Raw genomic sequence first — 24,704 nt, forward strand, 5'->3', positions numbered from 1 at the left:
GCCACCGAGTTGGAACCAGCGGGTGAAGTCCCACTGTGCTTCGGGGCCCCACAGGAACAGCAGGGAGTGTCCGAGGCTGTTGGCTGGGGTGGAGACTGCGACGGTGAGGAAGTTGGCTCCTTCGAGGTAGGAGCTTGCCAAACCGTGGGTGTACCAGGAGGTAACGAAGGTGGTGCCGGTTAACCAGCCACCGATCGCCATGTAAGCGCAGGGGAATAGCAGGATGCCAGACCAGCCTACGAAGACGAAGCGATCGCGCTTGAGCCAGTCGTCGAGTACATCAAAGATGCCTCTTTCGTTCTCGGCGCGTCCGACTGCGATTGTCATTACGGTAAAATCCTTTTGCTTGTTAAAAGACCAAGGTTTCTAATTAAACTTAACATAACTATATATTATAAGTTCATTAATTTTCAACTAGAACAGCAGGAGTTGATACAGAATCGCGATCGTGACTGGGCGATCGCGCCAGCGGAGTGAGACTAAGGTAGGCTAGTTGAATTAAAATTTTGGTTTAAGGCTGTTTAAATTTATGACTGCAAAAACAATGACCTCGATCGATTCTGTCCTGCGCTATGAGGTTTTGGGATCTCGTCGCTTCAGCAATTACTGGTGGGCAACGGTTGTCAGCATTGGAGGGACTGGTTTCCTGCTGTCGAGCATTTCCAGCTACTTACACAAGAACCTGCTGCCTTTTGCTGACCCGACTCAGCTTATTTTCATCCCCCAAGGCATCGCGATGGGTTTCTACGGTGTCTGCGCCCTGCTGTTGGGGCTTTATCTGTGGCTGACTGTTCTCTGGGATGTTGGCGGCGGATACAATGAGTTCGATCGCAAAACAGGTAACATTCGGATCTTCCGTTGGGGATTTCCCGGCAAAAACCGCAAACTTGATTTTACTTGCAAGACATCGGACGTGCAATCTGTGCGGGTCGATATTAAAGAAGGTCTCAGCCCCCGCCGCAGCATTTATCTTAAGCTCAAAGACCGCCGTCAGTTTCCCCTGACAAGAGTCGGACAGCCCATTTCTTTGTCTGATGTGGAAAATCAAGCTGCCGAATTGGCTCGATTTTTGCAAGTGTCCCTAGAAGGGCTGTAGAGATTTGGGATTTGGGATTTGGGATTTTCGATTTGATATTGGTAATGTTTTGTAGGTTGGACGGCGGGGCGCACAAAATCGATAAATCTAGAGTGCGCCCGGCCATGTACCCGATCTGAATGAAGTGAAAGTGAAAATACAAATGCAAATGCAAATCAAAATTCAGCGGTGGTTCTTCTCACTTTTAATAATTGGCGCGCTGTTTGTCGGGGGATGCGGTAGTTCCCCTGCTGCAAACTCTACTCCGACACCAAATCCGGCGTCGGGTGAAAGCATTTCTTTGTCTCCGTCTCCGTCTCCGTCTCCTGCTGCTGTGGCGGCGAGTTCGCAATTTAGCAATTTGCCACGCTTGCAAGGAAAAGCAACGGTAGTGATGACGGTTAAAGGTACTCCGATTACGATCGAACTCGACGGCACAAATGCCCCAATTACTGCGGGCAATTTTGTCGATTTGATTCAGAAAGGAGTCTACGACGGGCTGGTATTTCACCGAGTGGTGCGGGAACCTCAGCCTTTTGTAGTTCAGGGTGGCGACCCCCAGGGCAAAGACCCTAAATTCCCTGCGTCGCGGCTGGGAACTGGGGGCTTTATTGACCCGAAAACATCTGTCGAACGCAGGATTCCTCTGGAAATTAAAGCTAAAGATGCCCCGAACCCGACTTACAGCCAAACGCTAGAACAAGCTGGGATTGCTCAGAAACCCGTGTTGATGCACACTCGCGGGGCTGTGGCTATGGCTCGATCGCAAAGTCCTGATTCGGCTTCTTCTCAGTTTTACTTTACTTTGACCGATGTGCCGTTTTTGGACGGTAGCTATGCGGTTTTTGGCTACGTGAAGCAAGGGATGGATGTTGTTGATAAGATTCAAGCGGGCGATCGGATTGATAAGGCTACTGTGACCCAGGGTTTAGAAAATTTTAAGGCTGCTAGTTAGTCAGTTGACAGTTGACAGTTGACAGTTGACAGTTTGCCGTTGGGAGTTGGTAGTAGTTATTGGTTATTGGTAACAACCCAAAACTAATACCTGATAACTACGCATCAACAACCAACAAGTCATAGATTACGAATAACTAATCACAACTAACTAATAACTACTGCCTTCTAACTGATACTTATGGATGTTGTGGTTACGGGAATTGGTCTTGTTTCAGCGTTGGGAAATCTGGAAAATAGCTGGAAAAGATTGTTATCTGGGGAGTCGGGAATTCGGCAACATCAACCTTTTTTAGAACTTGAACCGCAACTTTTGGCTTTGGTAGGTACAAAACCTGCTGATTTAATAAGTTTAATTTTGCCTGTTTTAGCAGATGCTTTGCAAGATGCTAATTTGACTTTGCCGATTCCTGATTGCGGAATTGCGATCGGTTCTAGTCGCGGCTTTCAGGCTAATTTGGAACTGTTGCTAAGAGAGGGGGAGAGGGGGAGATGGGGAGAGGGGGAGAGGGGGAGAGGGGGAGAGGGGGAGATGGGGAGAATTGCCCAATTACCAATGCCCAATTCCCAATTCCCAATTACCAATGCCCAATTCCCAATTCCCGATGCCCAATTCCCAATTCCCGATGCCCAATTCGTGGACTTTTTGCCTCACATGGGGGCGATCGCGGTGGCGAGGGCAATTGGCTCGATGGGGCCTGTGCTGGCGCCGATGGCTGCTTGTGCGACGGGCCTACAGTCGATCGCCCGCGCTGTTGATTTAATCCGCACCGGTGAGTGTCAGCGCGCGATCGCTGGTGCTGTTGAAGCGCCAATTACACCGCTGACTGTGGCTGGATTTAACCGGATGGGTGCTTTGGCAAACACGGGCTGTTATCCCTTTGACGAAGAGCGGGAAGGCTTGGTGCTCGGCGAAGGCGGGGCTTTATTTGTATTAGAATCAAGTGAGTTGGCAAGGCGCCGCAACGCTAGAATTTACGGTCTAATTTCCGGCTTTGGGTTGACAAATGATGCTTTTCATGCTAATTCGCCGGAGTTGGGCGGGACAAGTGCGATCGCGGCGGTAAATCAATGTTTGAAACGTAGCAATTTAACGGCGGCTGATATAGATTTTATTCACGCTCACGGTACTGGAACTGATTTAAATGACCGACACGAAGCCCTGTTAATTCAGAAATTGTTTCGCCAAGGAGTTGCTGTTAGTTCGACGAAGGGGGCTACTGGTCATACTTTGGGAGCTTCGGGTGCTTTGGGCGTCGCTTTTTGTTTGATGGGTATTAAATACCAGGTGTTGCCGCCTTGTACTGGCATAAAAAAACCGGGGTTTGAGTTAGATTTTGTTCGCTGCGCCCGATCGACTTTTGTGAGAAATGCGGTTTGTTTGAGTTTTGGTTTTGGCGGGCAGAATGCTGGGATTGTGTTGTCGGGCGATCGTTAATTTTTGGTAATCGAAGGCGATCGGCATTGAAATTGCAGCATCTCTCTACAATTAAAATCTTGTGGGGGCGTGTCCGAAAGTGCGATCGCACTTCCCATTTAAATCTGAGATCAAATATCATATATATGTATTTTAGTCAATTAACTTAGAATGTTGGTGAGATTTCTGGTACCGCTGTGCTAGTCTGGCTCTCCATATCGAGGCTTACCCTTCCCTCAAAGCCAGGGATTCCAGAAAATAACAGCAAATTCCAGCAGTATTGTATTTTATTAACGCATCGATGCTTATAGCGCGAAGATAGAAGAAAGAAACAGTTTCAATTAAGCCTCAGGTATTTTCACATGGATCTGGCATCTCATCGATTTATGTCTTATTTTGAACCTCTTCAAGCTGCTCATCTGTGCCAAATAGCTGTATTGGAAAGTTTTGCTGAAGAAACGGTGGTTTTTGAAGAAGGAGAAACAGCCGATTTTTTATATCTAGTTTTAGAAGGTAAAGTCGAGTTTAGCAAGCGGATTGACAACAGTAAATATCAAACTATTGCTGTCGCTAAGCCCGACGATTTTTTTGGCGAACTCGGAGTTTTAGACGGAGAGCCTCGCAGTGCTAGAGCTGTGGCAGTTGCCGGATCGAGTTTGGCCAAAATAGGCCGCGAAGAATTGATAGCAAACCTCGAGTTTGCTAAAGGCAGTTCAGTAATGCAAATGTTTAGTTTCATTATTAAAAATTTGCGCTCTACCACGGATCAATATGTTAGCCAATTCGTACACAAACAAAAAATGGTTTTGGTGGGTGAAATGGTGAGTACAATTATTCACGATTTCAAAAGTCCTTTTACGGGAATTAAACTCTCCAGCGAAATGCTCAAAGAAATGCACCCCGATGCTGAAACTCAGGAATGGTGTGAACTTATTCAGTTGCAAGTTCAGCGAATGTTGGGGATGGCTGAGGAAGTATTAGAATTTTCGCGTGGGAACTCTGCATTAAATAAAAAACCAGTTAATCTCATCCAGACGTTGCAGCAGTTTGAAAAGTTGAACAGAGTTTATTTTGAGGCTGCAAAAGTAGACTTAGTGCTGGGGGTATCAGAAGTGATAGTGGAAGCTGACGACAATAAGATTTTGCGAGTTTTACAAAATTTAGTTGGGAATGCTGTTGAAGCTTTTGGCGGACGCGGGGGCCGAATAGAGATTATGCTGACAGAAAGTGAGGATTGGGCAGAAATTAGCATTTATGATAACGGCCCTGGCATTCCGCAATCAATCAAGGACAAGTTATTTGAACCGTTTATAACCTATGGCAAGCGGACTGGTACTGGCTTGGGAACGGCGATTGCTAAGTCGATTGTTGATGCTCACAAAGGGGAAATTAGTTATGAGTCGGAAAACAAAAAAGGAACCACTTTTTACATCCGCTTGCCAAAAGTCATCAGTTAGTCTGTGGAGTTTAAGTAATGTTTGTTTGTCACCACCGACTTCAATCAATCATTTAATCGATTTGAGATTGTTCGACTTCCTTCGGCTCCCTTCGGCTACGCTCAGGACAAGATGCTCAGGACAAGTTTGAGATTGGATAGTTGCCCCCACAAGTGAATCTGGGAGCTTGAACTTTTGTCTAAAATGTTGGGAACATCTACGACTTAACTATGTGGAACATTACCAGTTTTTGGGCGGATCGCGATCGTGTGTATGGAGTGGCAGAATCAGGTATAATTGAATTAACGAACCGCTAAAAATCTGATGCCAGTTACTATTCAAACCTTACCCGCAGAAGTTATCGATTTAATTGCCGCAGGCGAAGTTATTGACTCGATCGCCGCTGCGGTACGAGAATTAGTAGAAAATTCTCTGGATGCTGGCGCAACTCGCATCGTTGTGTCTGTTTGGCCCGAACAATGGCGGGTGCAAGTTGCCGATAATGGTACGGGAATGGATCGGGAAAACTTGCAGCAGGCGGCTTCGCCTCACAGTACGAGCAAAATTACCACGGAAGCTGACCTTTACAAAATTGCTACTTTGGGATTTCGCGGTGAAGCTTTGCACAGTTTGGCTCAGTTGGGCTGTTTGGAGGTTTTGAGCAGGCCCAACGATTTGGGATTCGGAGATTATTGGGAAAATCGACAGTCTGCGGAAACCCCCCCTAGCCCCCCCTTAACAAGAGGGGGAGTTGAGAAGTCATCTTTGAACCAGCCGGGAGTTGAAAATGCTCGATCGGGCTGGCGGGTAGTTTACAACAACGCTGGGGAAGCTGTGGAGCTGGAAACAGTGGCAATTGCTCCGGGCACGGTGGTGACTGTGGCTAATTTGTTTGGCAATTGGCCCGTGCGCCGCACTTTTTTGTCGCCGGCACAGCAAATGCGATCGATCCAATCAATCCTCCAGCAAATTGCAATTTGTCACCCCTACGTTAATTGGCAGTTGCGCCAAGCAAATGCGCCTTGTTTTTACATAACTTCGGCGAGCACAGCGGAACAAATTTTGCCTCAGTTTGTGCGCGGCGTGCGATCGAGCGATTTACAATATTTAAAGTTAGATTTGCCTGCGAGTCCTGAGAATCAGAAAGTAGCAAATCTCTTGCGAGAAACTGAACTTGTGGGAGCTACAAGCAACCACAATTATCAATTCCCAATGCCCAATGCCCGATGCCCAATGCCCAATTCCCAGTCTTTGGAGTTAGTAATTGGTTTGCCCGATCGCTGTCACCGCAGGCGGCCGGATTGGGTTAAGGTGGCAGTAAATCGGCGGGTTGTGCGATCGCCCGAAATAGAGCAAACTATTCTCAGCGCCTTCGCCCGCACTTGTCCGCGCGATCGCTATCCCGTGTGTTTTGTTCACCTACAACTCTCCCCCTCGGAAATCGACTGGAACCGCCACCCGGCTAAAGTGGAAATTTATCTGCACGATCCGAGTTTTTGGCAAGCACAAGTTGGCGCGGCAATCGATCGGGCTTTGCACCTGAATGATGAGGTTTTGGCAGATCCTCCAATTCCCGATCGCGTGGGACAGTTGTTGAAAGCATCAGAACAAAAAAGTGCTTACAGTGTGGGGACTTCAGCTCGAAAGAGTGATGGCGGTGACGAACAGACAACAGGTCGTAAAATAGGATTGATGGAACTGAGGGCGATCGCTCAAGTTCATAATACTTACATTGTTGCAGAACACTCTAGCGGAATGTGGTTAGTCGAACAGCACATCGCTCACGAGCGCGTTTTGTACGAACGTATCTGCGCTGATTGGCAGCTAAAATCTCTAGAAAAACCAGTGATTCTCAGTCAATTATCTGCCCTGCAAATTGAGAATTTGTCCCGCTTGGGTTTGGAAGTAGAAAGTTTTGGCGAACAGTTATGGGCGGCACGGGAAGTACCGGATTTATTGGTCGATCGAGATGACTGTGCGGATGCGCTTTTTGAACTCAGTAAAGTCGCAGATTTGCAAGCTGCTCAAGTTGCTACTGCTTGTCGTAGCGCTATTCGCAATGGTACTCCTCTCAATCTTTCTCAAATGCAAAATTTGTTGGATGAATGGCAGCAAACTCGCAATCCGCGCACTTGTCCGCACGGCCGCCCGATCTATTTTGCGTTGGAAGAATCGACTTTGGCTCGGATTTTTCGCCGCAGTTGGGTGCTTGGAAAAAGTCACGGGATTTGAAGGTTAAAAGTTATGCTTTAAGATTCGCGTTACATACAGAATTGTTTTTTTTGAACCGCAGAGGGCGCAGAGAACGCAGAGAGGAAGAGAAGAGAGAAGAAATGTTTCAGAATTTGATTGTAGTGAGGAATGCAAGTCGGCATCAGACTAGAATAAAATAAAGAAAAATTTTTTGATAATCGTTTGTAGTGAGCATTTTGACCCGCAAAAATAAGGACTGAAGTCCTCACTACAAACCTTTTTTAGATGACAATAATAGATTGTGCGTTGGGAAGAAAAAAATGAAAAATGTTTTTATATTTTCGATTGTGTTAAATGTAGTTTTGCTATCTATTATCTTAATCTACATAGGGAAGCGGGGCTATTTGGGCAGAATTTTGGTAATGGCGAATGCAAATTATCTGGAATTGCCGACGGATACGCTGAGTTCTCAGTCTTGGTGGCAAGATGAGGTAAAGTATCAAGTTGCTGTGACTCAGAATACGCAGATAAAAACTTGTTTTTTTGGAGATTCCATCACTTCGATGCTGGGGAATAATCTGGGTGACAATTCTTTCAATTTTGCGATCTCTGGCCTGACTGCGATTTCTCAGTTGGAACAGCTTAAGTTTTTAACTGCTGCTCAAGTTAAGTGCGATCGCGCGATTGTTGCTCTCGGGACAAACGATGCTATTTACAGAAGTATGGAGGGACAATTTGTGAAAAATATGCGGCAAATAATTAGCACTGTCAAAAAAGATATGGGGGCGAAACAGGTGATTTTGATGCCAGCTTTTTATTCCACTATTGAGGCCAGTCGCGATGTTACTGTTGCTGCTCCGATTCCGAGAGTCGATAAGTTTAATCAGTTGATTCGCCAGGTTGCTGCTGCTGAAAATTTATCAATTGATGAAGCTGGTTTGCAGCCGTTATTTGAAGGTAAAGCTTTGAAGGCTAATTTGACTTCGGATGGCGTTCACCTCAATGCTGATGGCAAAAAAATCTATCGTGAAGCTTTATTAAAAATAGTGGCTTTTTTAGATAAAAAGGATTAACAGAATGACCGCAATATGAGAATTTCTGTCTCGTTTGTGTGGCCGATCGCAAACTAAATTCTAAAACCCTTGTGTGACATACTCCCACATCAACCTGAGTACAGGTATGATGTGGGCTTCTTAGCAGCCCGATGAAGGGTATGCAAAATTTCCTTCGCGGTACTGTCATCCATAGTTCCTACTACAGAAAGATTCCCGCTACGGCGTTTTATACTTGGGAAAATGCCCAACCCAAGTCTCTTTAGGTTGATCGCGGCGTTCACATCACGATCAACCATTAAAGAATGTTGCTCATCCCAATAATTCCGCATACCGCAATCGGTAAAAACGATTTCATTCCGATAACACAGAACCATTGAGGTATAAGCAGGCTTTTGCGGAACGACAACTGATCCAGCTTTTTCGGCTATGTATTCCAGCGTCTTGAAAAATTGACCGAACGCAGCATCGAGCCAAGACTTGTTTAATCCTGATTTTGCTGATTGACCGTTCGGAAGGTAATTACCCTCATCATCTTGCTTAACTTTATTCCGCTTAGTTAAGCCTTTTAAATTTAAATCTTCGTGAAAGAAGAACTTAGCTCCAGACTCGATCAGTTTGTGAGCCGTTTTGTAATGAAAGTCTTGGCGAGAACGCGCTATTTTTTGGTGTTGTCTCGCTTCTTTTTTGGCTAATTTTCGTCGGGATTTAGAGCCACGCTTCCGTTTGTTCCGCTTTTTTGAGATGCGGTCTAGCTTGGCTTGGTTTTTGCGAAGCGGTTTTAAGGAAGGTAACTTTTCTCCCGACGACGTTGCCAGGTAGACATCTTCGTGTAGTACCGCATCTAATCCAATTGAATTTTCCCAGTTTGGGGTAACTTTATCAGGAATAAATTGAGGCACTAAAGAGTCTTCAAGCATTATTTGAATAAACCAACCGTCAGCCTTTTTAGTTACACTAATTTGCTTGACACTAAATCCATCGGGGATTGGGCGGTGCATCCGAACTTTTATGATGCCCAACTTTGGCAATCGGATATAAAACCAATTCTTACGAATCAACTTAATCCAGTCGCTTTTAGCCGTACAAAAAGTCATCGTCCGGTAATCTACCTCAGTCTTGAAGCGGGGTTTACCCGATCTTCCGCCCTTACTATCCCCTATGATAAACCGCTCAAAAGCTTTGTCTACTCGCTTAGAGACATCTTGCAGTACAGTTGAATCTACCTGCTTAAAATCCAAAAGCTCGCCACTATGAAAAACTTTTACTAAGTCTTTCTTGATGACGGGCAATTGTTGTTTTTGGGTATAGTAGTTGGGCTTTTTACGAGGCGCAGAGATGCTAGTAATCAATGGACAAGCGTTTATCGCAGTGCGGTTCATCTCCCACCAATCAAATCGATCGCCTAGCTGTCGGTTATACCAATAGCGGCAGACCCTCAACCAATGGTTGAGGGTTAATCTTTTATTAGTGTCGGGATAGAACTGGTACTGGTAGGTTGCTTTCATTGCATCACAGCCGATACGCCTCGATTAGTGTTACTCTATCAGAGAATACTGTTTAGTGTCAAGTATATGAGTAAAGATTTTATCCATAAAGCCAGAGGGGTTTCCGATCTCAAGTGTCATTTAGTGTTGACAACCAAATATCGGCGGAAAGTTCTAACTGATCCAATGTTGTCCAGGCTTGAGGAGATTTTTAAGAACTTGATGGGAAAATGGGAAGGAAGATTGGTAGAATTCAATGGTGAGCGTGACCACGTACATTTGTTGCTTCAATATACACCACAAACTGAGCCAAGTAAGCTTATCAACAATCTTAAGACTGTCTCTAGTCGCTATTTGCGAAAAGAGTTTGTAAGTGAAGTTGAAAAAGTTTACTGGAAAGATGTTTTTTGGACAAATGGCTATTTTATTGCTTCCTGTGGTGGCGTGACGGTTGAGCAATTGAAAAAGTACATTGAGGAGCAAGATAGACCTGTCGAGTAAAACAAGAAGTCTGTTCGTCTCGTCATCCATCTGCCCACTGCTCAAAGCTATGCTTTGAGATTGTGGACAGATAGAATCCTCCTCTCACGCGCATGAGAATCCCACACTAATCGAAGCGGTATGGTGTGGGGATTCCCGTCTGCCTAGCTAAAAGGCGATCGAATCGTTAAATTTCGTTAAATTCCATTGCAAAGCTATCCCAAATATCCCTGAACTTGGGTTCGTCGCGCATACTGAAAGAATCCACCATACACCAATTCTTTCTTAAGGAAATCTGTCATAATGGATGGCGATAAATGCCAAAAATCGGGTTGTACGGGAACGATCGAGGATGGCTATTGTGATGTCTGCGGCATGGCGGCCGTCAAAACCGCTGAACGGCTGCTTTCCTCCCCTCTCCCCACTGCATCGAACGCAAGCTTATCCAGAACCAATTCACCCACAGCCAGTACGCCGACGGGTTCATCCTCCGCAAGCAGCCGCAGTTCCCGGCGCACGGGTAGCACCTCTAGAAGCAGCCGCAAACAATTAGGTGCGGGATTGGTGTCGATTCCGGAACTCCCTTCCACTGAACCGGAAAAGGCGCTGCTTGTAGAAGCCGTCGTCCCGGAAAACAAACGCTTCTGTTCCAGTTGCAACAACGCTTTAAGTCGGGAAAGAGGGTTTTGTCCGAAGTGCGGCCATAAGTATTCCTTCGTTCCCAGCCTCAAACCTGGCGATCGAGTCATTAACCAGTACGAAGTCAAAGGTGCGATCGCCTACGGGGGACTCGGCTGGATCTATTTGGGATTTGATAGGAGTCTGTCGCGCTACGTCGTTCTTAAAGGGTTGCTCAACACGGAGGACGAAGCCAGTGCTGCCGTTGCTGTAGCCGAACGCCAATTCCTCGCCTCTGTCAAACACGCCAACATCGTTGGGATTTACAACTTCGTCAACCACCTCAACGAAGGCTTCATCATTATGGAGTACGTTGGAGGTCAGACGCTCAAGGAGATTCGCAAGACGCGCGGAGTGTTACCTGTTGCTGAAGCGATCGCCTACATTCATCGCATTCTCGGCGCTTTTGCCTACCTGCACGCGCAAGGTTTAGTTTATTGCGACTTCAAACCGGATAACGTCATGCTCGAAAGCAATGACGTGAAACTGATCGATATGGGTGGGGTGCGGCGCATTGACGACTTAGATGGGGACATCTACGGAACAGTGGGGTACAGCGCACCGGAAGCAGGAGAAGGGCCCACTGTCGTCTCGGATTTATTCACGATCGCCCGCACCCTCGCTGTTCTGGTGACGAACATTTCGGGCTTCAGCAAACAACACCAGTACAAGTTACCCAGTCCGCAAGAAGAACCCCTATTCGCCCACCAAGAATCCCTCTATCGCTTCTTGCTCAAAGCCACGGCGTACAACGCTGACGATCGCTTCCAGTCGGCGGAGGAAATGGCCGATCGATTGTTGGGAGTGTTGCGGGAAGTGGTAGCACTGGAAACAAATACGCCGCATCCGGCTGCCAGTACCCTGTTCGGCTCGGATATGCTCGCGCTGACGGCATCTTCAGACTTGGAACCGATTGGCGCGGACTTCCGACAGTTGCCCGTACCAACGATCGATAGCAACGATCCAGCTTTTAACGCGGTATTGAATGCCCAAGCGATCGCCGATCCCATACAACGTCAGGTGAATTTGGAGCAGGTGGTGCAGCAGTATCCCAACTCTCGCGAAGCTTTACTCCGACTGGCTGACAGTTCGATCGAGATTCGCCACTATCCAGCCGCCGAAACGGCACTAACGCAAGCCGAACAACTCGATGCTTGGGATTGGCGCGTGCGTTGGTATCGCGGTAGGTTGCTGCTGGCGCGGGGTCAGGCAAAACCCGCACAGGAACAGTTCGATCGCGTTTACTCGGAATTGCCGGGGGAACTGTCTCCTCAACTAGCATTGGCGCTGGCGGCGGAGTTGGCAGGCGATCGCAAGCAGGCAATTAAGCTCTACGATCGCGTGTGTCGGACTGACCCCAGTTACGTCAGCGCGACGTTTGGCTTGGCCAGGTGTTTGAGTGCTACAGGCGATCGTCAGGCGGCGGTGGAGGCGTTGCGACGAGTGCCGCCAACCTCGAATTTGTCGGTGCGATCGCGGGTGGAAACGGCACGGATGCTGATCGATCGAAAACATACCGCACCAGGAGCCAAGGAGTTGAGCCTAGCAGCCACGACGCTCGAAGCCTTAACGCTCGAAGGCATGGAGCGGCATCGCTTGACGAAACAGCTTTTAGAAACGGCGCTAGGATCGATCGCTTCAAAAGCGATTCAGCCATCGGCGATCGTCCTTTTGGGGCATCAACTGCAAGAAGTTGAGCTCAGAAAAGGGTTAGAAAAAGCCTTGCGCGCCATGGCACATTTATCCACGGGAGCGGAAAAGATTCGTTTGGTTGATGAGGCGAATCGCGTGCGTCCGAGAACATGGTTGTAGGAGAGGAAAGCGAATGGAATTCACGCCTACGCGGACTCAGGAATTTTCAACCTGCACAGGCCGATTTTACTCCTGTAGCCGCGTTTTGAACCGCCATATTTTCTTGTTATATCAAATCCGGTAACATCAGAATTATTCATCTCTCTTGTCTCTCTCTGTGTTCTCTGCGCCCTCTGCGGTTAAATCATTCCGATCCAGCAGGAAGCGATATTACTCATGCTTTTTTAAGACCCAAACTATGCAATGTCCCAACTGTGAAGCTTTAGTTCAAATAGACGATCGCTTTTGCGAAGAATGCGGTACGCCACTGGTCAATTCACCCGTCAATGTTACTGAAACTTCTACAAAACTATGCAATAAATGCGGCGCGGCACCCGAGGCGATCGATGCCGATGGATACTGTTCGGTTTGCGGGTTCAAAAATGAATATCGGCAAGTCCGAGAAACCGATCGCATGGAAGTAAATCTTCAGCCTAATTTCGCGGGAGTGAGCGATCGGGGATTGAGACACGAACGCAATGAAGATTACTTGGCTTGTGCGGTAATAGAAAGCAGTAACACTTATATTGCGATCGCCTGCGATGGGGTGTCGAGTTCTCAGTTTCCCGAATTGGCATCGAAAGCAGCGGCAGAAGGTGCCAGAGATGGCATTGTCACTGCTCTAGAAAAACATCTTTCCCCAGAAACAGCTCTCCAACACGGAATCGCTGCCGCACTCAATGAAGTCTGTGTTATTCCTCATAGGAGTTTGAATCAAGATGCACCTTCGACGACGATTGTTGCGGCGGTAGTACAAAATTCGATCGCGACAATTGCTTGGTTGGGAGATAGTCGCGCCTACTGGATCGATCGGGAAAACTCCCAACTGCTGACGCGAGATGATTCTTGGTTGAACGAAATAGTTACATCGGGACAAATGAGCGCAGCCGAAGCTAGCAAGTCCGATAAAGCTCATGCCATTACGCGCTGGCTGGGTGTGGATGCTAAAGAGGATGCTGTTCCTTCGATCGTGCAGTTTCCGATTCCCGGTTCTGGATATTTGTTACTTTGTACGGATGGATTGTGGAATTATGCACCCGAAGCGCCACAACTCGCCGATCTTGTCAAGGGCAATGCTTCAGAAGATGCGATCGGCATGGGGCGCCATCTCGTAGAATTTGCTCGCTCTTGTGGCGGTCGAGATAACATTACTGTCACTCTGTTAGTCGTTTGAGGATAATATTATAAGAAGGAAGAAGGAAGTTTGGCAATGAAGCTGTGTACGGAATGTAACGGATGTAAATAAGATATTGCAACGTTCTCCATTAACCTGTAGGGGCAGGTTCGCCAACCATATCTAATGAGTACCAACAATCTTAATAAACCTGCCCCCACCCAACGAGAGATTCACGATCGCGCTCTTTGATATAATTGGGGAATGTGCGATCGCAATTCTATCGCTGGCTGGCGAGAAACCGGGTTTCTGCGAATAAGGTCTGCTGAGTACGAAGCATATAAAAAGAAACCCGGTTTCTGAGATTGTGCGATTCCCTACGGGATAGCTGCGCTTCACGAATTTCTGTCGTTAGGTGAGGGCGAGTTTTTGTAAATTGTCGATGTTCATTATAGATAGTGGGCTCACGGGCCCTTACAGGATAATTGATAATACTGCAAGATCTCAGTTCTACTCAACCTACACTCTAATCTCTTTTCTCAATCTGTAAATTAGCATCATTTTTACTGAAAAAAGCATCGATCGCATTTACTCAAAATTCATTCAAAAAACTCAAAAACAATGTCTACCCAATTCCAAGCCGAAGTCTTCCAAAATCCCTACCTTCATCAAGGTTCCAGAGAAGTCAATGCCATTATGACCGTCACCGTCCGTGGGGACGAAAATATTGGCATCGCACCTCAAACAGGAGGCAAACTCTTCGGGATTATCTGCGATATTTCCGGTTCGATGCAGGGCGCAAAAATCCACGCCGCCAAAAATGCGATGATTAAACTCGTGCAGTTAATTCCGGCGGATACCTCCTTTTTTATCGTGGTAGGTTCCACTCGCGCCCAGGTAATTTTTCCCACTGCCCTAGCCACAGTAGAAAACAAATCCCAAGCCATTTCCCAAATTAAAGAAGTCCAAGCCAGTGGCGGTACATTAATGTCTCAATGGCTGGAAGCTTCACTAACGCAGTTCAAAGAGATGCCCAATGCCGTCAGACAAGCCCTATTGCTTACCGACGGGCAGAACGATGATTCCGACCAAAAACGCCTAGAAAAGGTGCTGCAAGCGTGCGAAGGTGTATTTCAGTGCGATTGTCGGGGCGTGGGAACCGACTGGCGCGTCAAACAGCTTCAGTTCATTGCCAACAGGCTACTCGGAACCACCGATATCATCGCCAACGCGGTGCAAATAGAAGCGGATTTCCAAACCATTCTCGCCCAAGCAATGACTAAAACGGTGAGTGATGTCGCCTTGCGTTTGTGGACTCCCCAAGGGGCAAAGGTGCGATTTTGCAAGCAAGTTAGTCCCGAAATTGTCGATTTGACCGATCGCGCCCAATCTATTAAACCGCAAGTTTGCGACTATCCGACAGGGGCTTGGGGAACGGCAGAATCGCGCGATTACCACTTCTGCATTGAGGTGAATCCCGGTAATGTGGGAGATGAGATGCTGGCGGGAAGGGCGAGTTTAATTTACACCGCTGATGGGGTGGAAACGAAAATTACCGAGGCGCGGATTCTAGCGGTGTGGACGGATGACGAACAGAAATCTACGAAAATCGATCGGCGAGTGGCGCACTACACCGGACAAGCAGAACTCGCGCAAACCATTCAGGAAGGACTTGAAGCCCGCGATAAAGGTGATGTAGAAGTGGCGACGGCTAAGCTGGGAAGGGCTGTCAAACTCGCCCATGACTCCGGAAATGAGGCAACGGCGAAACTACTGCGCCAGGTGGTGGAGGTGGAAGATGCACCCACGGGAACAGTTCGTTTGAAGCGGAATGTGGCGAAGGAAGATGAAATGGCATTGGAAACTCGATCGACCAAAACAGCACGAATTTCGAGAAATTAGCCATCCCAAATCTATAGCAGTTGACAGTTGACAGTTGACAGTTGACAGTTACATAGTACGAGCATCTAACCGTTTCTGCTCAAGGGTATTAGGATCTATTTATGACATTATTTATGTCCCGATACGGTTCAGTTAAGATTGTCCGAAGAGAGGAACGAAGCATAAGCCCTTCGGGCAGGCTTCGCCAACGCAGTGTCTATGTTTCATGAGTTTTCCCTGTGACAATCTCCGATCGCAATCGTATTGATTTATGTCCTAACCTATGTGGCGGTTGCTATACAATCCCAAATCTAGAATCCACAATCGGCAATCCAAAATCCAAAATCCAAAATCGTATAGATAATTATGTCAGTCTATCAGTGTCCAAAAGGTCACGAATCGATCGAATCCGATTATTGTTCGGAATGCGGCGCGAAGATTAATGGAGGTGCGGCTGTCGAAGCCAAAAGTCCGCCCGTTCGAGTTGCCACAGCTACCATTAACTGTCCCGATTGCGCGACTCCACACGAGGAAGATAGCGGCAACTTCTGCGAAATTTGTGGCTATAACTTCGTCACCGGTGCGAGTGGAGAAATTCCGATTCCCAAGGCATCAGGAATCGCATCTTCTGTTTTGGATGCGGGTACTATAGATGCGGGCGCAACCCATGTTTCCCCGACATCTACCTCACCCACAACGACAGGAACTCCCGAACTTCTCATCACAGTCGATCGCACTTTGCGCTGTGAAGGTAGCCCGGAACCGCCCGCGTTTACCCCCATGACTTTCCCTATGGAAAAACCCAGTACCCTCATCGGACGCACTAGCGATGTCCGCGCCATTTATCCAGATCTCGCCCTCGATTTGGACGATGCCATTTCCCACCGCCACGCCGTCATTCACCGCCAACCAGATGGGGCATTAATCCTGCGCGATATCGGTTCCACCAACGGTACGTTTCTCAATGGGGTTGAACTTGTGCCGATGACAGATATTAGTCTGAAAGATGGGGATGAAATTACGTTGGGACATTGGACAAAGATGATTGTTAATATTACCCAGTCTTAACTAGCAGGCAAATCGGTAATTGATAAAAACTCCCCCACCAATGACAAATTATATCATGTCCGATAGATTACCACAATAACAAAAACAGTTCGTAGTGCGGACTTAAGTCCGCATCTTTTAACCAATTACCCATTACCAAATTTATGAGCCAAGTTACCACCAATTCTGCTTCAAGAAAAAAGCCCAGTTCGATCGCAAATTGGAAGACAAAATTCACCACCCCTCAGATTCTGCGATGGGGATTGTACCTGGTGTGGGGAGTCAGCCTTTTAGCCTTGGGGACTGCCAATGAAGCAGTGAAAATGCAGCGCGATGCGATCGAAACCATCGGCAAAAATACCGCACCCAGCGTCTTAACTGCCCAGCGAATTAAAGATAGCCTCGCCGATTTGGATGCCAATGCTGCTAACGAATTGCTCGTCAAACCGGGCGAGAATCCTCAAGCCGCTAAAGATTATCGGGGACGGCAAGAAAAACTGTCTAAACTCCTGGCATTAGCGGCGGAGAACATTACGGAGGGGGATGCAGAACGCCAACAGATTCGCACGCTGATCCTATCGTTGGGGGACTACATGACGCAAATCGAACGGGCGCGATTGGCGAACGAACGGGGGGATTCGCGATCGCTTTTGGAGGCGTATCGCAAAGCAGCAAACATTTTGGACTCAATTTTACTACCTGCTGCCGAACAATTGCAAAATGTTAACTTAGAGAGTCTGGATCGAGCTTATATCTCACAAAAAGCGCGATCGGCTAACCTCTTGTTCCTCGCAGTTATTGGCAACCTCTTGCCACTTGTCATGTTGGGACTATTACAACTGTTTCTCTACCACCGAATGCGCCGCAATCTCAATCCCTATTTGTTGGGAGCTACCCTATGTGCGATCGTCTTATTCTTTTATATCACGAATGCACTAAATGCGGCTTCCTATCATCTGAAAGTCGCTAAGGAGGATGCCTTTAACTCGCTTTTGCCGTTGCGACAGGCTCGCGCTCTTGCCTACAGTGCTAATGCCGATGAAAGCCGCTATTTGCTCGATCGAGAATTTGCGGCTCAACACGAACGCAAATTTGTTGAGAAAATGGCGAAAATTGCCGTCATCCCCGCCAATCTGCTGGATTTTGAGTCTGTCGCTAAGGAATTCAAGCCATCCAACGTCCAGGGTGTCGCGGGTTTTACTGGATTATTCGCCCAAGAATTTGCCAATATTACTTTTGGTGGAGAGCGAGAAGCGGCGGTGGAAATGTTATCAGCATTTGGGGTTTATGTTAACATTGACAAACAAATTCGCTCGCTGGTAAATAGCGACAAAAGAGCTGAAGCGATCGCACTATGTACGGGAAATAAACAAGGGCAATCTAATTGGGCGTTCACTCAATTCCTTAAAAAACACAATGATGTAACAGACATTAATTTAACCGCGTTTACAGAGAATCTCGATCGGGGATTTAAAAGTGTAGGTTATGTGCCCGATAAATCCCAGCAATCAAGTGATGATATTTTGCAGGGGGCTATGCTCGATCGATCGTTTAAAAATACCTACCAAGTTGAGATGTGGAGTCTTGCGTTAATTAGTGCGATCGCTATTTTAACCTTTTTTGGACTCAATCTGCGTTTGAAGGAATATTCGTGATTCTCCAAAGAAGTCAATTGGGGCTTTTTCGTGGGGTGGGGGCGGGTTTATTTAACCTGTCTGCTACCTTTTAGGCTGTTGGCGAACCAGCCCCTACAGGATTATTGATAATGCTGCAAGATGTCAGTGGGGTGGGGGCGGGTTTATTTAACCTGTCTGCTACCTTTTAGGCTGTTGGCGAACCAGCCCCTACAGGATTATTGATAATGCTGCAAGATGTCATTTATATCGACTTAAAAGAACGATTCAATAACTTTTCATACTCACTGACAAGCTGGATTGCTTGCCCTAACGGAGTAGGTCGAGTATATAACAATTGCTTGGCTTGTTGGGCAATTTGACTCAATTGTTCGTTTTCTGCCATTCCTTTCGCTAATGCTTTAGCTTGCAGTGCTTGGAGTCGTCCTCGCAATTCTTGACGCATTTCTAGCGCAGTTTGATTGTCTGTATAGGCTTGTTGTTGAGCGGATAAATACTCTTGCGTTCTGACACGCCAATTCTGTAAACCAATCTTAACGGGTTGAAATATGCCTTCTTTGAACTTAATTTCTAGTCGAGCGAGCCACTGATTTAAAGCTTCAATTTGTTCGTCCGCTAAAGGCTGCGATCGCGTCGCAGCTTCTGTGATTTTTTCCTGATACTCTGCAAAAATAGTTTGATGTTGCTGATTTAAATGAATTAAGTTTTGCAGAAGTTGATGCGCTTGAGATAATTCTTGTTTAACCGATGCTTTTTGCCGAGCTATTTCCTCTAAATACTGTCTCGATCGAATGATAATTGGTTCAATTTCTCGCTCGAACTCATCGCTGACACCTAACGGATCGCAGATAATGCGATCGCCAAAATCGAGCAAATTTTGCTGAGCAACTGCTAGTTCATTACTCCTCCGAATACCGAGAGAGTCAGCTAAAGTTTGGAGCGATCGCATTTCAGTTTGGGCTCGCGTCAGTTGTGCTGCTAAATGCGATCGTGCCGTCTCCACTGCGACAACCACATCTTTCGCGACTTGAAAAGCAGCAGTCATCACCTCCAGTAATTTTGCAGGTGCAATTGCATTTTGGGTTTGGGCTGCACTTAGTAAGTCTCGCTGTGCTAGAGGAATTTGTTGTTCGCCAAGTTGAATCGAATTTCCCGTTAAAAGATATTCAATTTCACGCAGTTGAGATTCTGCACTGGAAATCAAAAACTTAGGAACTTGCTTGCGGAGCATCACAGCCCGATCGATCGTTTTAACTAACAAATCAAAATTCTGAAAGAGGTCATTCATCGCACTGAGTGCGGGAACAACCTTTGCTTTTGTTTTGCCAGTTAACTCAACGTCAGATGGCATTGCAGTGAGTTGTTGATAGGTTGGCAATCCATGCAAATCAATCAGATTTTGACTGATGCGATCGAGATTCTGTTTCCACTGAGCTAGCAGGCGATCGATTTGTTCTACATTCACGGTTGCAATTTCGATTATCTATATTTGTGCAGTAGATTACCATTTTATCAATTTAAAATCTAAATTAAAGTATTGTCTCTATCTAGATGAGTCCGGGTGTATTCCCGAAGCTGAATTTCAGGGTAAAATAGGAGTCTCTGCCATCTTCGCTCGAACTCGCATTTGGGTGCATCTGGGTTTTGTAAAAAGCATTTTTTCTTTGAGTGCTGTCCCCGCTCACGTATTGTACAATATGCGAGCGGGGACAGCACTATAATAATAATAATGTAAAACTGAGATGCTCCAGATCGAACTCGCACTCTGCCATTCATAGGTTATTTACAGGATGTCTAAGCTGTTGCAGCATTTAAATTGTATATTTCGATGACGATGGAGAATTCTATCCCCCGATCCCCATCGGACTCTCTACCTCTCAATCAGGATATACAATTTAAATACGCCAGAGGCAATCTCGCACGATGTTTATTAAAAAATTAATCAATTATAAATATGGATTTGACGATCGCCCGACAACTCTTTTATCAAGAAATTAATCAGCCAGACGCTGCGATCGATCTGGCGAAAGCTGCGCTGTACATGGCTTTGGAAGAATACCCGAATTTTGAGCCTCTCGATTATCTCAACGCACTTGACACGATCGCCGATCGAGTGCGTTTGCGCCTCCCGCCACAGAATTATCCGCTGCGGATCATTCAAACTATTAACCGCTATTTGTATGACGATTTGGAATTCTCCGGCAATAATGCTGATTATTACGACCCCCGCAATAGCTTTTTGAATCAAGTGATCGATCGCCGCACTGGTATTCCCATCTCTTTATCTTTGGTTTATTTGGAGGTTGCTAAGCGGATTGATTTTCCGATGGTGGGGATTGGGATGCCGGGACATTTTTTGATTAGGCCGGATTTTGAGGATGCTGGGATTTTTGTGGATGCGTTTAATGGTGGCGAGATACTATTTCCTGAAGATTGTCAAGGGAGGCTTTCTCAAATTTACGGTCAACCTATGGAGTTGCAGCCGGCTTTTCTCGCGCCGGTAAGTCCGCGGCAGTTATTGGGGCGAATGCTGGGAAATCTGAAGGCGATTTACTTCCAACAGGGTGATGCTATGAGGTTTCTGGCGGCGATCGATCGGCTTTTGCTGCTGTTTCCTGATGCACTCTTGGAAAGGCGCGATCGCGGAATTCTCTATTATCAACTGGGGCGCTTGGCCGAGGCGCGGCACGATTTGGAACTATACATTACCAATGCTCCGAATGCTGAGGATGCTGCTAGAATTCGCCTATTGCTCGAAAGGCTCGACCAAAACTAAACTTAAATTTGCGATCGCTAGTCAAGGTTGCAGCTATTGGCTCGCACAACATCACAGGTGAAACCGACAATCTATATAGTTACAGGGCGATCGCCAAATCTCGCTTTTATAAGTTTTGCAAAGGTATATAAAATTGTCAAAAATCGGAGTATAACATATAAATTATGAATTAACACCTATCTTTTGATAGGTTCAATTGGCTTGACATGACTGTATAATACCTAGGTCATTTACGGAACTTCTGAATCCACTTTCCCGACTGATACCTGGGCATTCGATCGAACGAAAAAGTATTTTGACGTAAAGAGGCATAAACTCATGAACTTTAAGTTTCAACAAGGTTATCTTAACGGAATGCAACCGCAGTCAGCCCATTTAGCCAAAAGAATCTCAAAGTCTTTATCATTAGGTTTGGCGCTTTTGGTGGGAACAAGTACAGTATTGCTGAGCAGTAGCAAAGCCTTTGCATTAGACAAAGTTACCGTAAAATACGGTGCTGTTGACGTAACTTTACCAATGAGCGATTTGCAAAGCTTTGCACAAACCGGCAAACCATCATCTCAACTGCAAAGTGTTTTGAGTCTTGCGAAACAAACTCCCGAATCGGTGCGCGAAATATTAACGCGAGAAGTGGCTTTAGATCCCCAAATGGTTTCGCGGCTGGCAAATACTTATTTTGGGGAAATTGTTTTCAAGCAATTGGGTGAGGTTGCTTATACCCCGGCTACAAAGGCACAAAGCGCGCCGGCACTGCGCGATGCTTTGGTTGCAGCTTCCAAAGATGGCAAACTATCCCTGATGGAAGTGATGCAAAATTACACTCCTCCGGCTTTAGAAGTTGATGGCAATCAAGCTATGGCTATCTACCAGCGAGTGATTAAAGATATCCAAGATTTGCAAGCTATGTATCAGAATTCCCCGGGTTTGCAAAGTACGGCTGGTCAAGCAAGACAAATGATTTGTCAGCCCAACTCATCATCGGGGGCTGGGAAGTAAATCATTTTGCTCTGGATTGGGAATGGGGAATGGGGAATGGGGAATGGGGCATAGGGCATAGGGCATAGGGCATAGGGCATAGGGAATTGGTGCTTTCTTTTCCTATTATCTCTTACTTTTCAGCCATTACCGATGACCCATTACCCAATTACCAATTCCCCATTACACCTTGCCAATTTCTTGAGATAATTGCTCGGCTACCCGTTTGAGCCGGCGCAGTTGGCTTTTCATATCTTTTTGCGTCCAAGGGGCTGCAAAGCGATTGAATCCAAATCTAATTAAAGGATTGGGAATTTGAAATTCAAAGCGGTTAATCAAGAGAGTCCCTTGGATTTGGGGCTGGCATTCCCAGCGATCGCATCCTTTGAAATATCCGTCGAACCCCCATACAATTAAACCGGGTTGTCGCTCCAACACAACACTCTCTAAAGTGGGTTGCAAAACGGGAATTTTTATGATAAATAAACTGCGACTTCCTACAGCAGTATCCCATTCGCCCTCTGGATCGCAACGCAGCAGCGGATTGAGCCATTTGTGCATTAAAGTGCGATCGACTATACAGCGCTCCACCAACGTAGCAGCAGCGCGAATTTCAATGGATTGCTCGAAAACTTGACGAATTGACATGAGAACCTGCAAGCTAGAAGCGTATTCTTACAGTTTCTTATTTTCCTTGTCAAATCTGACCTTAACCTGAAAAAACAATGAATGAAACTTGGCAAGAAATAACTCAACCGATATCGGGCCCAATGGCGGTTGTGTCCGATCGAATCTTGGCACAGGCCCAGGTAGCCCCGAATCCGCTCTCAGAAGCGGAGCGGGGATTAAACAATCTATTTGCGGGCAAAGACATTGAAAATCTCGTCTGGGCGATCGGCATCCTGCTAATTGGCTTGATCGTATCAGCCCTCGTCTCATCTTTAGTCGGCGGATTGCTCAAGAAAACGACGATCGACAACCGACTGGCTGCTTGGATTACCGGGCGCCCGGAAGGAGAAGGATCGCCGCAAGTGGAAAAATGGATTTCCGGTGCGGTATTCTGGATCATTTTTATCTTTTTCCTAGTTGCCTTTTTCAACAGGCTGAATCTCACGGCTGTCTCGCAACCGCTGAATACTTTTCTCAACCAAATTGCTGGTGCTTTGCCGAAGTTGGCTAAAGCCCTAATTTTCTTGGGGATTGCTTGGGTGGTGGCGACAGTTGCCAAATTAGCCTTGTCGCGGGCGATGCGGACTTTTGGCGTAGACGAGCGCTTGAACCAGCAGGTGGGTACTGCACCCACCGAGACTCCTTTGCTGCTGAGCGATACTCTGGCAAATGCGCTGTACTGGTTCATTTTTCTGCTGTTTTTGCCGTTGGTTCTCGAATCGCTGGATTTACAGCAGGCTCTGCTGCCAGTGAATAATTTGCTGAACCAAATTTTGGCGGCAATTCCGAAGATTCTGGAAGCTGTGCTGATTGGGTTTGTGGGCTGGCTGCTGGCTCAAGTTGTGCAGCGGATTGTTACGAATCTGCTGGCTGCTGCTGGCGCGGACAGTTTGGGCGCTCGGTTTGGCATTTCCCGGAGTTCGGGCGGACAATCGCTGTCGTGGATTATCGGCACAATTGTCTATGTGTTGATTTTGATTCCTACGGCGATCGCAGCTTTGAATGCTTTGGACATCCAAGCGATTTCCTTGCCGGCGATCGCGATGCTCAATACGATTCTGGGCGCGCTTCCCAACATTTTTACAGCAGCGATAATTCTGGCGGTTGCTTACTTTTTGGGGCGCTGGATCGGCGATTTGGTGACGAATATCTTGACGGGAATTGGCTTTAACAATGTCTTTTCTTGGTTGGGAATGCAGCCGAAACAGCCGCTGCGACTACCGTCGTCGAGTTCGACGGATCCCGACGCAACCGTACTTCAGGAACCGGATGTTGCGGCACGCACGCCTTCGCAATTTGTCGGCATTGTGGTGCAGGTAGGCATCATGCTGTTTGCTGTGGTGGCGGCTACCGACGTGCTGAAGATTCCAGCGCTGACTGCGATTGTTAGCGGTATTGTGCTGGTTGCTGGTAGGGTGCTGTCTGGTTTGGTGGTATTTGCGATCGGCTTGTATTTGGCGAATCTGGCGTTTAGTTTGATTGCTAGCTCTGGAACTCGCCAAGCGCGGCTGTTGGGCCAAACGGCTCGAATCGCGGTGATTGCTTTTGTTGGAGCCTTGGCGCTGCAACAGATGGGCATTGGCAGCGATATTGTGAATTTGGCTTTCGGGCTGTTGCTCGGGGCGATCGCCGTTGGGATTGCTCTAGCTTTTGGTTTGGGCGGGCGCGAGATTGCGGCCGACGAACTTCGCGGATGGCTGGCGTCATTTAAACAAGATAAGACGCCACGTTCGTAAGTCTAATTGATCGGTAAAAAATGGCGTTTGTCCTTAACAAACGCCGTTTTTTTATGCTTAAATTTATCGAACCTGCTAAAATAAGATCAGCGAGAATTGAGGAGACTTAAACCGTGACAGTTTTAACTCAACAAATCGAAGAAGAAATAGAATATCCCAGCAGCGACGGAGAACCGATGGCGGAAAGTGACATCACGCGCGATTACATGACTTACGGCGTGGAAGCTCTGAAGCAGCACTTTCAAGGGC

The 24,704-nt window shown here is 46.9% G+C and carries 18 protein-coding genes and 1 pseudogene; 15 read left to right on the forward strand and 4 right to left on the reverse strand.

Going from position 1 to position 24,704, the window contains the following annotated elements:
* Window positions 1-327 (reverse strand): annotated as a pseudogene (locus JGK20_RS14045) (photosystem II D2 protein (photosystem q(a) protein)); the annotation flags it as partial.
* 202 nt (window positions 328-529) lie between these two features.
* Here JGK20_RS14045 and JGK20_RS14050 point away from each other — a divergent pair.
* The 6 genes from JGK20_RS14050 to JGK20_RS14075 all read left to right on the forward strand — a co-directional run bounded on the left by JGK20_RS14050 (window position 530) and on the right by JGK20_RS14075 (window position 8,148).
* The gene (locus JGK20_RS14050) at window positions 530-1,096 is read left to right on the forward strand and encodes a photosystem I assembly protein Ycf4 (protein WP_293186889.1); all 567 of its coding nucleotides are present in this window, start codon (window positions 530-532) and stop codon (window positions 1,094-1,096) included.
* Between the two features lie 148 nt (window positions 1,097-1,244).
* Window positions 1,245-2,030 (forward strand): peptidylprolyl isomerase, encoded by a 786-nt coding sequence (locus tag JGK20_RS14055; protein ID WP_293186888.1) that lies wholly within the window; start codon window positions 1,245-1,247, stop codon window positions 2,028-2,030.
* Between the two features lie 180 nt (window positions 2,031-2,210).
* A complete protein-coding gene (locus tag JGK20_RS14060) occupies window positions 2,211-3,467 on the forward strand; it encodes a beta-ketoacyl synthase N-terminal-like domain-containing protein (RefSeq protein ID WP_293186887.1) in 1,257 nt (418 codons plus the stop codon).
* Between the two features lie 341 nt (window positions 3,468-3,808).
* Window positions 3,809-4,903 carry an ATP-binding protein gene (locus JGK20_RS14065; RefSeq protein WP_293186886.1) on the forward strand — a complete coding sequence of 365 codons (1,095 nt, stop codon included), beginning with the start codon at window positions 3,809-3,811 and terminating at the stop codon, window positions 4,901-4,903.
* 303 nt (window positions 4,904-5,206) lie between these two features.
* The gene (mutL, locus tag JGK20_RS14070) at window positions 5,207-7,114 is read left to right on the forward strand and encodes a DNA mismatch repair endonuclease MutL (RefSeq protein ID WP_293230923.1); all 1,908 of its coding nucleotides are present in this window, start codon (window positions 5,207-5,209) and stop codon (window positions 7,112-7,114) included.
* A 281-nt stretch (window positions 7,115-7,395) separates the two neighbouring features.
* A complete protein-coding gene (locus JGK20_RS14075) occupies window positions 7,396-8,148 on the forward strand; it encodes an SGNH/GDSL hydrolase family protein (RefSeq protein ID WP_293230926.1) in 753 nt (250 codons plus the stop codon).
* 89 nt (window positions 8,149-8,237) lie between these two features.
* Here the strand turns inward: JGK20_RS14075 and JGK20_RS14080 are convergent, their stop codons facing one another.
* On the reverse strand, window positions 8,238-9,635 hold the full coding sequence (locus JGK20_RS14080; RefSeq protein ID WP_293230927.1) for a transposase: 1,398 nt from the start codon (window positions 9,633-9,635) through the stop codon (window positions 8,238-8,240).
* 66 nt (window positions 9,636-9,701) lie between these two features.
* Here JGK20_RS14080 and tnpA point away from each other — a divergent pair, with 66 nt between their 5' ends.
* The 6 genes from tnpA to JGK20_RS14110 all read left to right on the forward strand — a co-directional run bounded on the left by tnpA (window position 9,702) and on the right by JGK20_RS14110 (window position 18,320).
* Entirely contained in the window at window positions 9,702-10,115 is a 414-nt protein-coding gene (tnpA, locus tag JGK20_RS14085; RefSeq protein WP_293207850.1) for an IS200/IS605 family transposase, read from the forward strand.
* A gap of 282 nt (window positions 10,116-10,397) precedes the next feature.
* On the forward strand, window positions 10,398-12,584 hold the full coding sequence (locus JGK20_RS14090) for a serine/threonine-protein kinase (protein ID WP_293230929.1): 2,187 nt from the start codon (window positions 10,398-10,400) through the stop codon (window positions 12,582-12,584).
* A gap of 238 nt (window positions 12,585-12,822) precedes the next feature.
* A complete protein-coding gene (locus tag JGK20_RS14095) occupies window positions 12,823-13,797 on the forward strand; it encodes a protein phosphatase 2C domain-containing protein (protein WP_293230932.1) in 975 nt (324 codons plus the stop codon).
* Window positions 13,798-14,358: 561 nt separating this feature from the next.
* A complete protein-coding gene (locus tag JGK20_RS14100) occupies window positions 14,359-15,639 on the forward strand; it encodes a VWA domain-containing protein (RefSeq protein WP_293197018.1) in 1,281 nt (426 codons plus the stop codon).
* Between the two features lie 345 nt (window positions 15,640-15,984).
* Entirely contained in the window at window positions 15,985-16,686 is a 702-nt protein-coding gene (locus JGK20_RS14105; RefSeq protein ID WP_293180101.1) for an FHA domain-containing protein, read from the forward strand.
* Window positions 16,687-16,829: 143 nt separating this feature from the next.
* Window positions 16,830-18,320: a hypothetical protein gene (locus tag JGK20_RS14110; protein ID WP_293230935.1), complete on the forward strand. Its 1,491-nt coding sequence runs from the start codon at window positions 16,830-16,832 to the stop codon at window positions 18,318-18,320.
* Window positions 18,321-18,543: 223 nt separating this feature from the next.
* Here the strand turns inward: JGK20_RS14110 and JGK20_RS14115 are convergent, their stop codons facing one another.
* The gene (locus JGK20_RS14115; RefSeq protein ID WP_293190091.1) at window positions 18,544-19,764 is read right to left on the reverse strand and encodes a hypothetical protein; all 1,221 of its coding nucleotides are present in this window, start codon (window positions 19,762-19,764) and stop codon (window positions 18,544-18,546) included.
* A 489-nt stretch (window positions 19,765-20,253) separates the two neighbouring features.
* Between JGK20_RS14115 and JGK20_RS14120 the strand changes: the two genes are divergently transcribed.
* A complete protein-coding gene (locus JGK20_RS14120) occupies window positions 20,254-21,075 on the forward strand; it encodes a transglutaminase-like domain-containing protein (RefSeq protein WP_293212211.1) in 822 nt (273 codons plus the stop codon).
* Window positions 21,076-21,393: 318 nt separating this feature from the next.
* On the forward strand, window positions 21,394-22,071 hold the full coding sequence (locus JGK20_RS14125) for an alpha/beta hydrolase (RefSeq protein ID WP_293180089.1): 678 nt from the start codon (window positions 21,394-21,396) through the stop codon (window positions 22,069-22,071).
* A 162-nt stretch (window positions 22,072-22,233) separates the two neighbouring features.
* Here the strand turns inward: JGK20_RS14125 and JGK20_RS14130 are convergent, their stop codons facing one another.
* Entirely contained in the window at window positions 22,234-22,698 is a 465-nt protein-coding gene (locus JGK20_RS14130) for an SRPBCC family protein (RefSeq protein WP_293180086.1), read from the reverse strand.
* 77 nt (window positions 22,699-22,775) lie between these two features.
* Here JGK20_RS14130 and JGK20_RS14135 point away from each other — a divergent pair, with 77 nt between their 5' ends.
* A complete protein-coding gene (locus tag JGK20_RS14135; RefSeq protein WP_293180083.1) occupies window positions 22,776-24,455 on the forward strand; it encodes a mechanosensitive ion channel in 1,680 nt (559 codons plus the stop codon).
* Window positions 24,456-24,704: the final 249 nt, after the last annotated feature.

The sequence above is a fragment of the Microcoleus sp. PH2017_05_CCC_O_A genome (assembly GCF_020738785.1).
Taxonomy (GTDB): domain Bacteria; phylum Cyanobacteriota; class Cyanobacteriia; order Cyanobacteriales; family Microcoleaceae; genus Microcoleus.

What these genes read in the sequence shown, in the direction of transcription:
- JGK20_RS14105 (WP_293180101.1), top strand. Translation starts at nt 15,985, where the DNA reads ATGTCAGTCTATCAGTGTCCAAAAGGTCACGAATCGATCGAATCCGAT.
- JGK20_RS14060 (WP_293186887.1), top strand. Translation starts at nt 2,211, where the DNA reads ATGGATGTTGTGGTTACGGGAATTGGTCTTGTTTCAGCGTTGGGAAAT.
- JGK20_RS14050 (WP_293186889.1), top strand. Translation starts at nt 530, where the DNA reads ATGACTGCAAAAACAATGACCTCGATCGATTCTGTCCTGCGCTATGAG.
- mutL (WP_293230923.1), top strand. Translation starts at nt 5,207, where the DNA reads ATGCCAGTTACTATTCAAACCTTACCCGCAGAAGTTATCGATTTAATT.
- JGK20_RS14135 (WP_293180083.1), top strand. Translation starts at nt 22,776, where the DNA reads ATGAATGAAACTTGGCAAGAAATAACTCAACCGATATCGGGCCCAATG.
- JGK20_RS14055 (WP_293186888.1), top strand. Translation starts at nt 1,245, where the DNA reads ATGCAAATCAAAATTCAGCGGTGGTTCTTCTCACTTTTAATAATTGGC.
- JGK20_RS14110 (WP_293230935.1), top strand. Translation starts at nt 16,830, where the DNA reads ATGAGCCAAGTTACCACCAATTCTGCTTCAAGAAAAAAGCCCAGTTCG.
- JGK20_RS14120 (WP_293212211.1), top strand. Translation starts at nt 20,254, where the DNA reads ATGGATTTGACGATCGCCCGACAACTCTTTTATCAAGAAATTAATCAG.
- JGK20_RS14125 (WP_293180089.1), top strand. Translation starts at nt 21,394, where the DNA reads ATGAACTTTAAGTTTCAACAAGGTTATCTTAACGGAATGCAACCGCAG.
- tnpA (WP_293207850.1), top strand. Translation starts at nt 9,702, where the DNA reads ATGAGTAAAGATTTTATCCATAAAGCCAGAGGGGTTTCCGATCTCAAG.
- JGK20_RS14100 (WP_293197018.1), top strand. Translation starts at nt 14,359, where the DNA reads ATGTCTACCCAATTCCAAGCCGAAGTCTTCCAAAATCCCTACCTTCAT.
- JGK20_RS14075 (WP_293230926.1), top strand. Translation starts at nt 7,396, where the DNA reads ATGAAAAATGTTTTTATATTTTCGATTGTGTTAAATGTAGTTTTGCTA.
- JGK20_RS14065 (WP_293186886.1), top strand. Translation starts at nt 3,809, where the DNA reads ATGGATCTGGCATCTCATCGATTTATGTCTTATTTTGAACCTCTTCAA.
- JGK20_RS14090 (WP_293230929.1), top strand. Translation starts at nt 10,398, where the DNA reads ATGGATGGCGATAAATGCCAAAAATCGGGTTGTACGGGAACGATCGAG.
- JGK20_RS14095 (WP_293230932.1), top strand. Translation starts at nt 12,823, where the DNA reads ATGCAATGTCCCAACTGTGAAGCTTTAGTTCAAATAGACGATCGCTTT.
- JGK20_RS14080 (WP_293230927.1), bottom strand. Translation starts at nt 9,635, where the DNA reads ATGAAAGCAACCTACCAGTACCAGTTCTATCCCGACACTAATAAAAGA.
- JGK20_RS14130 (WP_293180086.1), bottom strand. Translation starts at nt 22,698, where the DNA reads ATGTCAATTCGTCAAGTTTTCGAGCAATCCATTGAAATTCGCGCTGCT.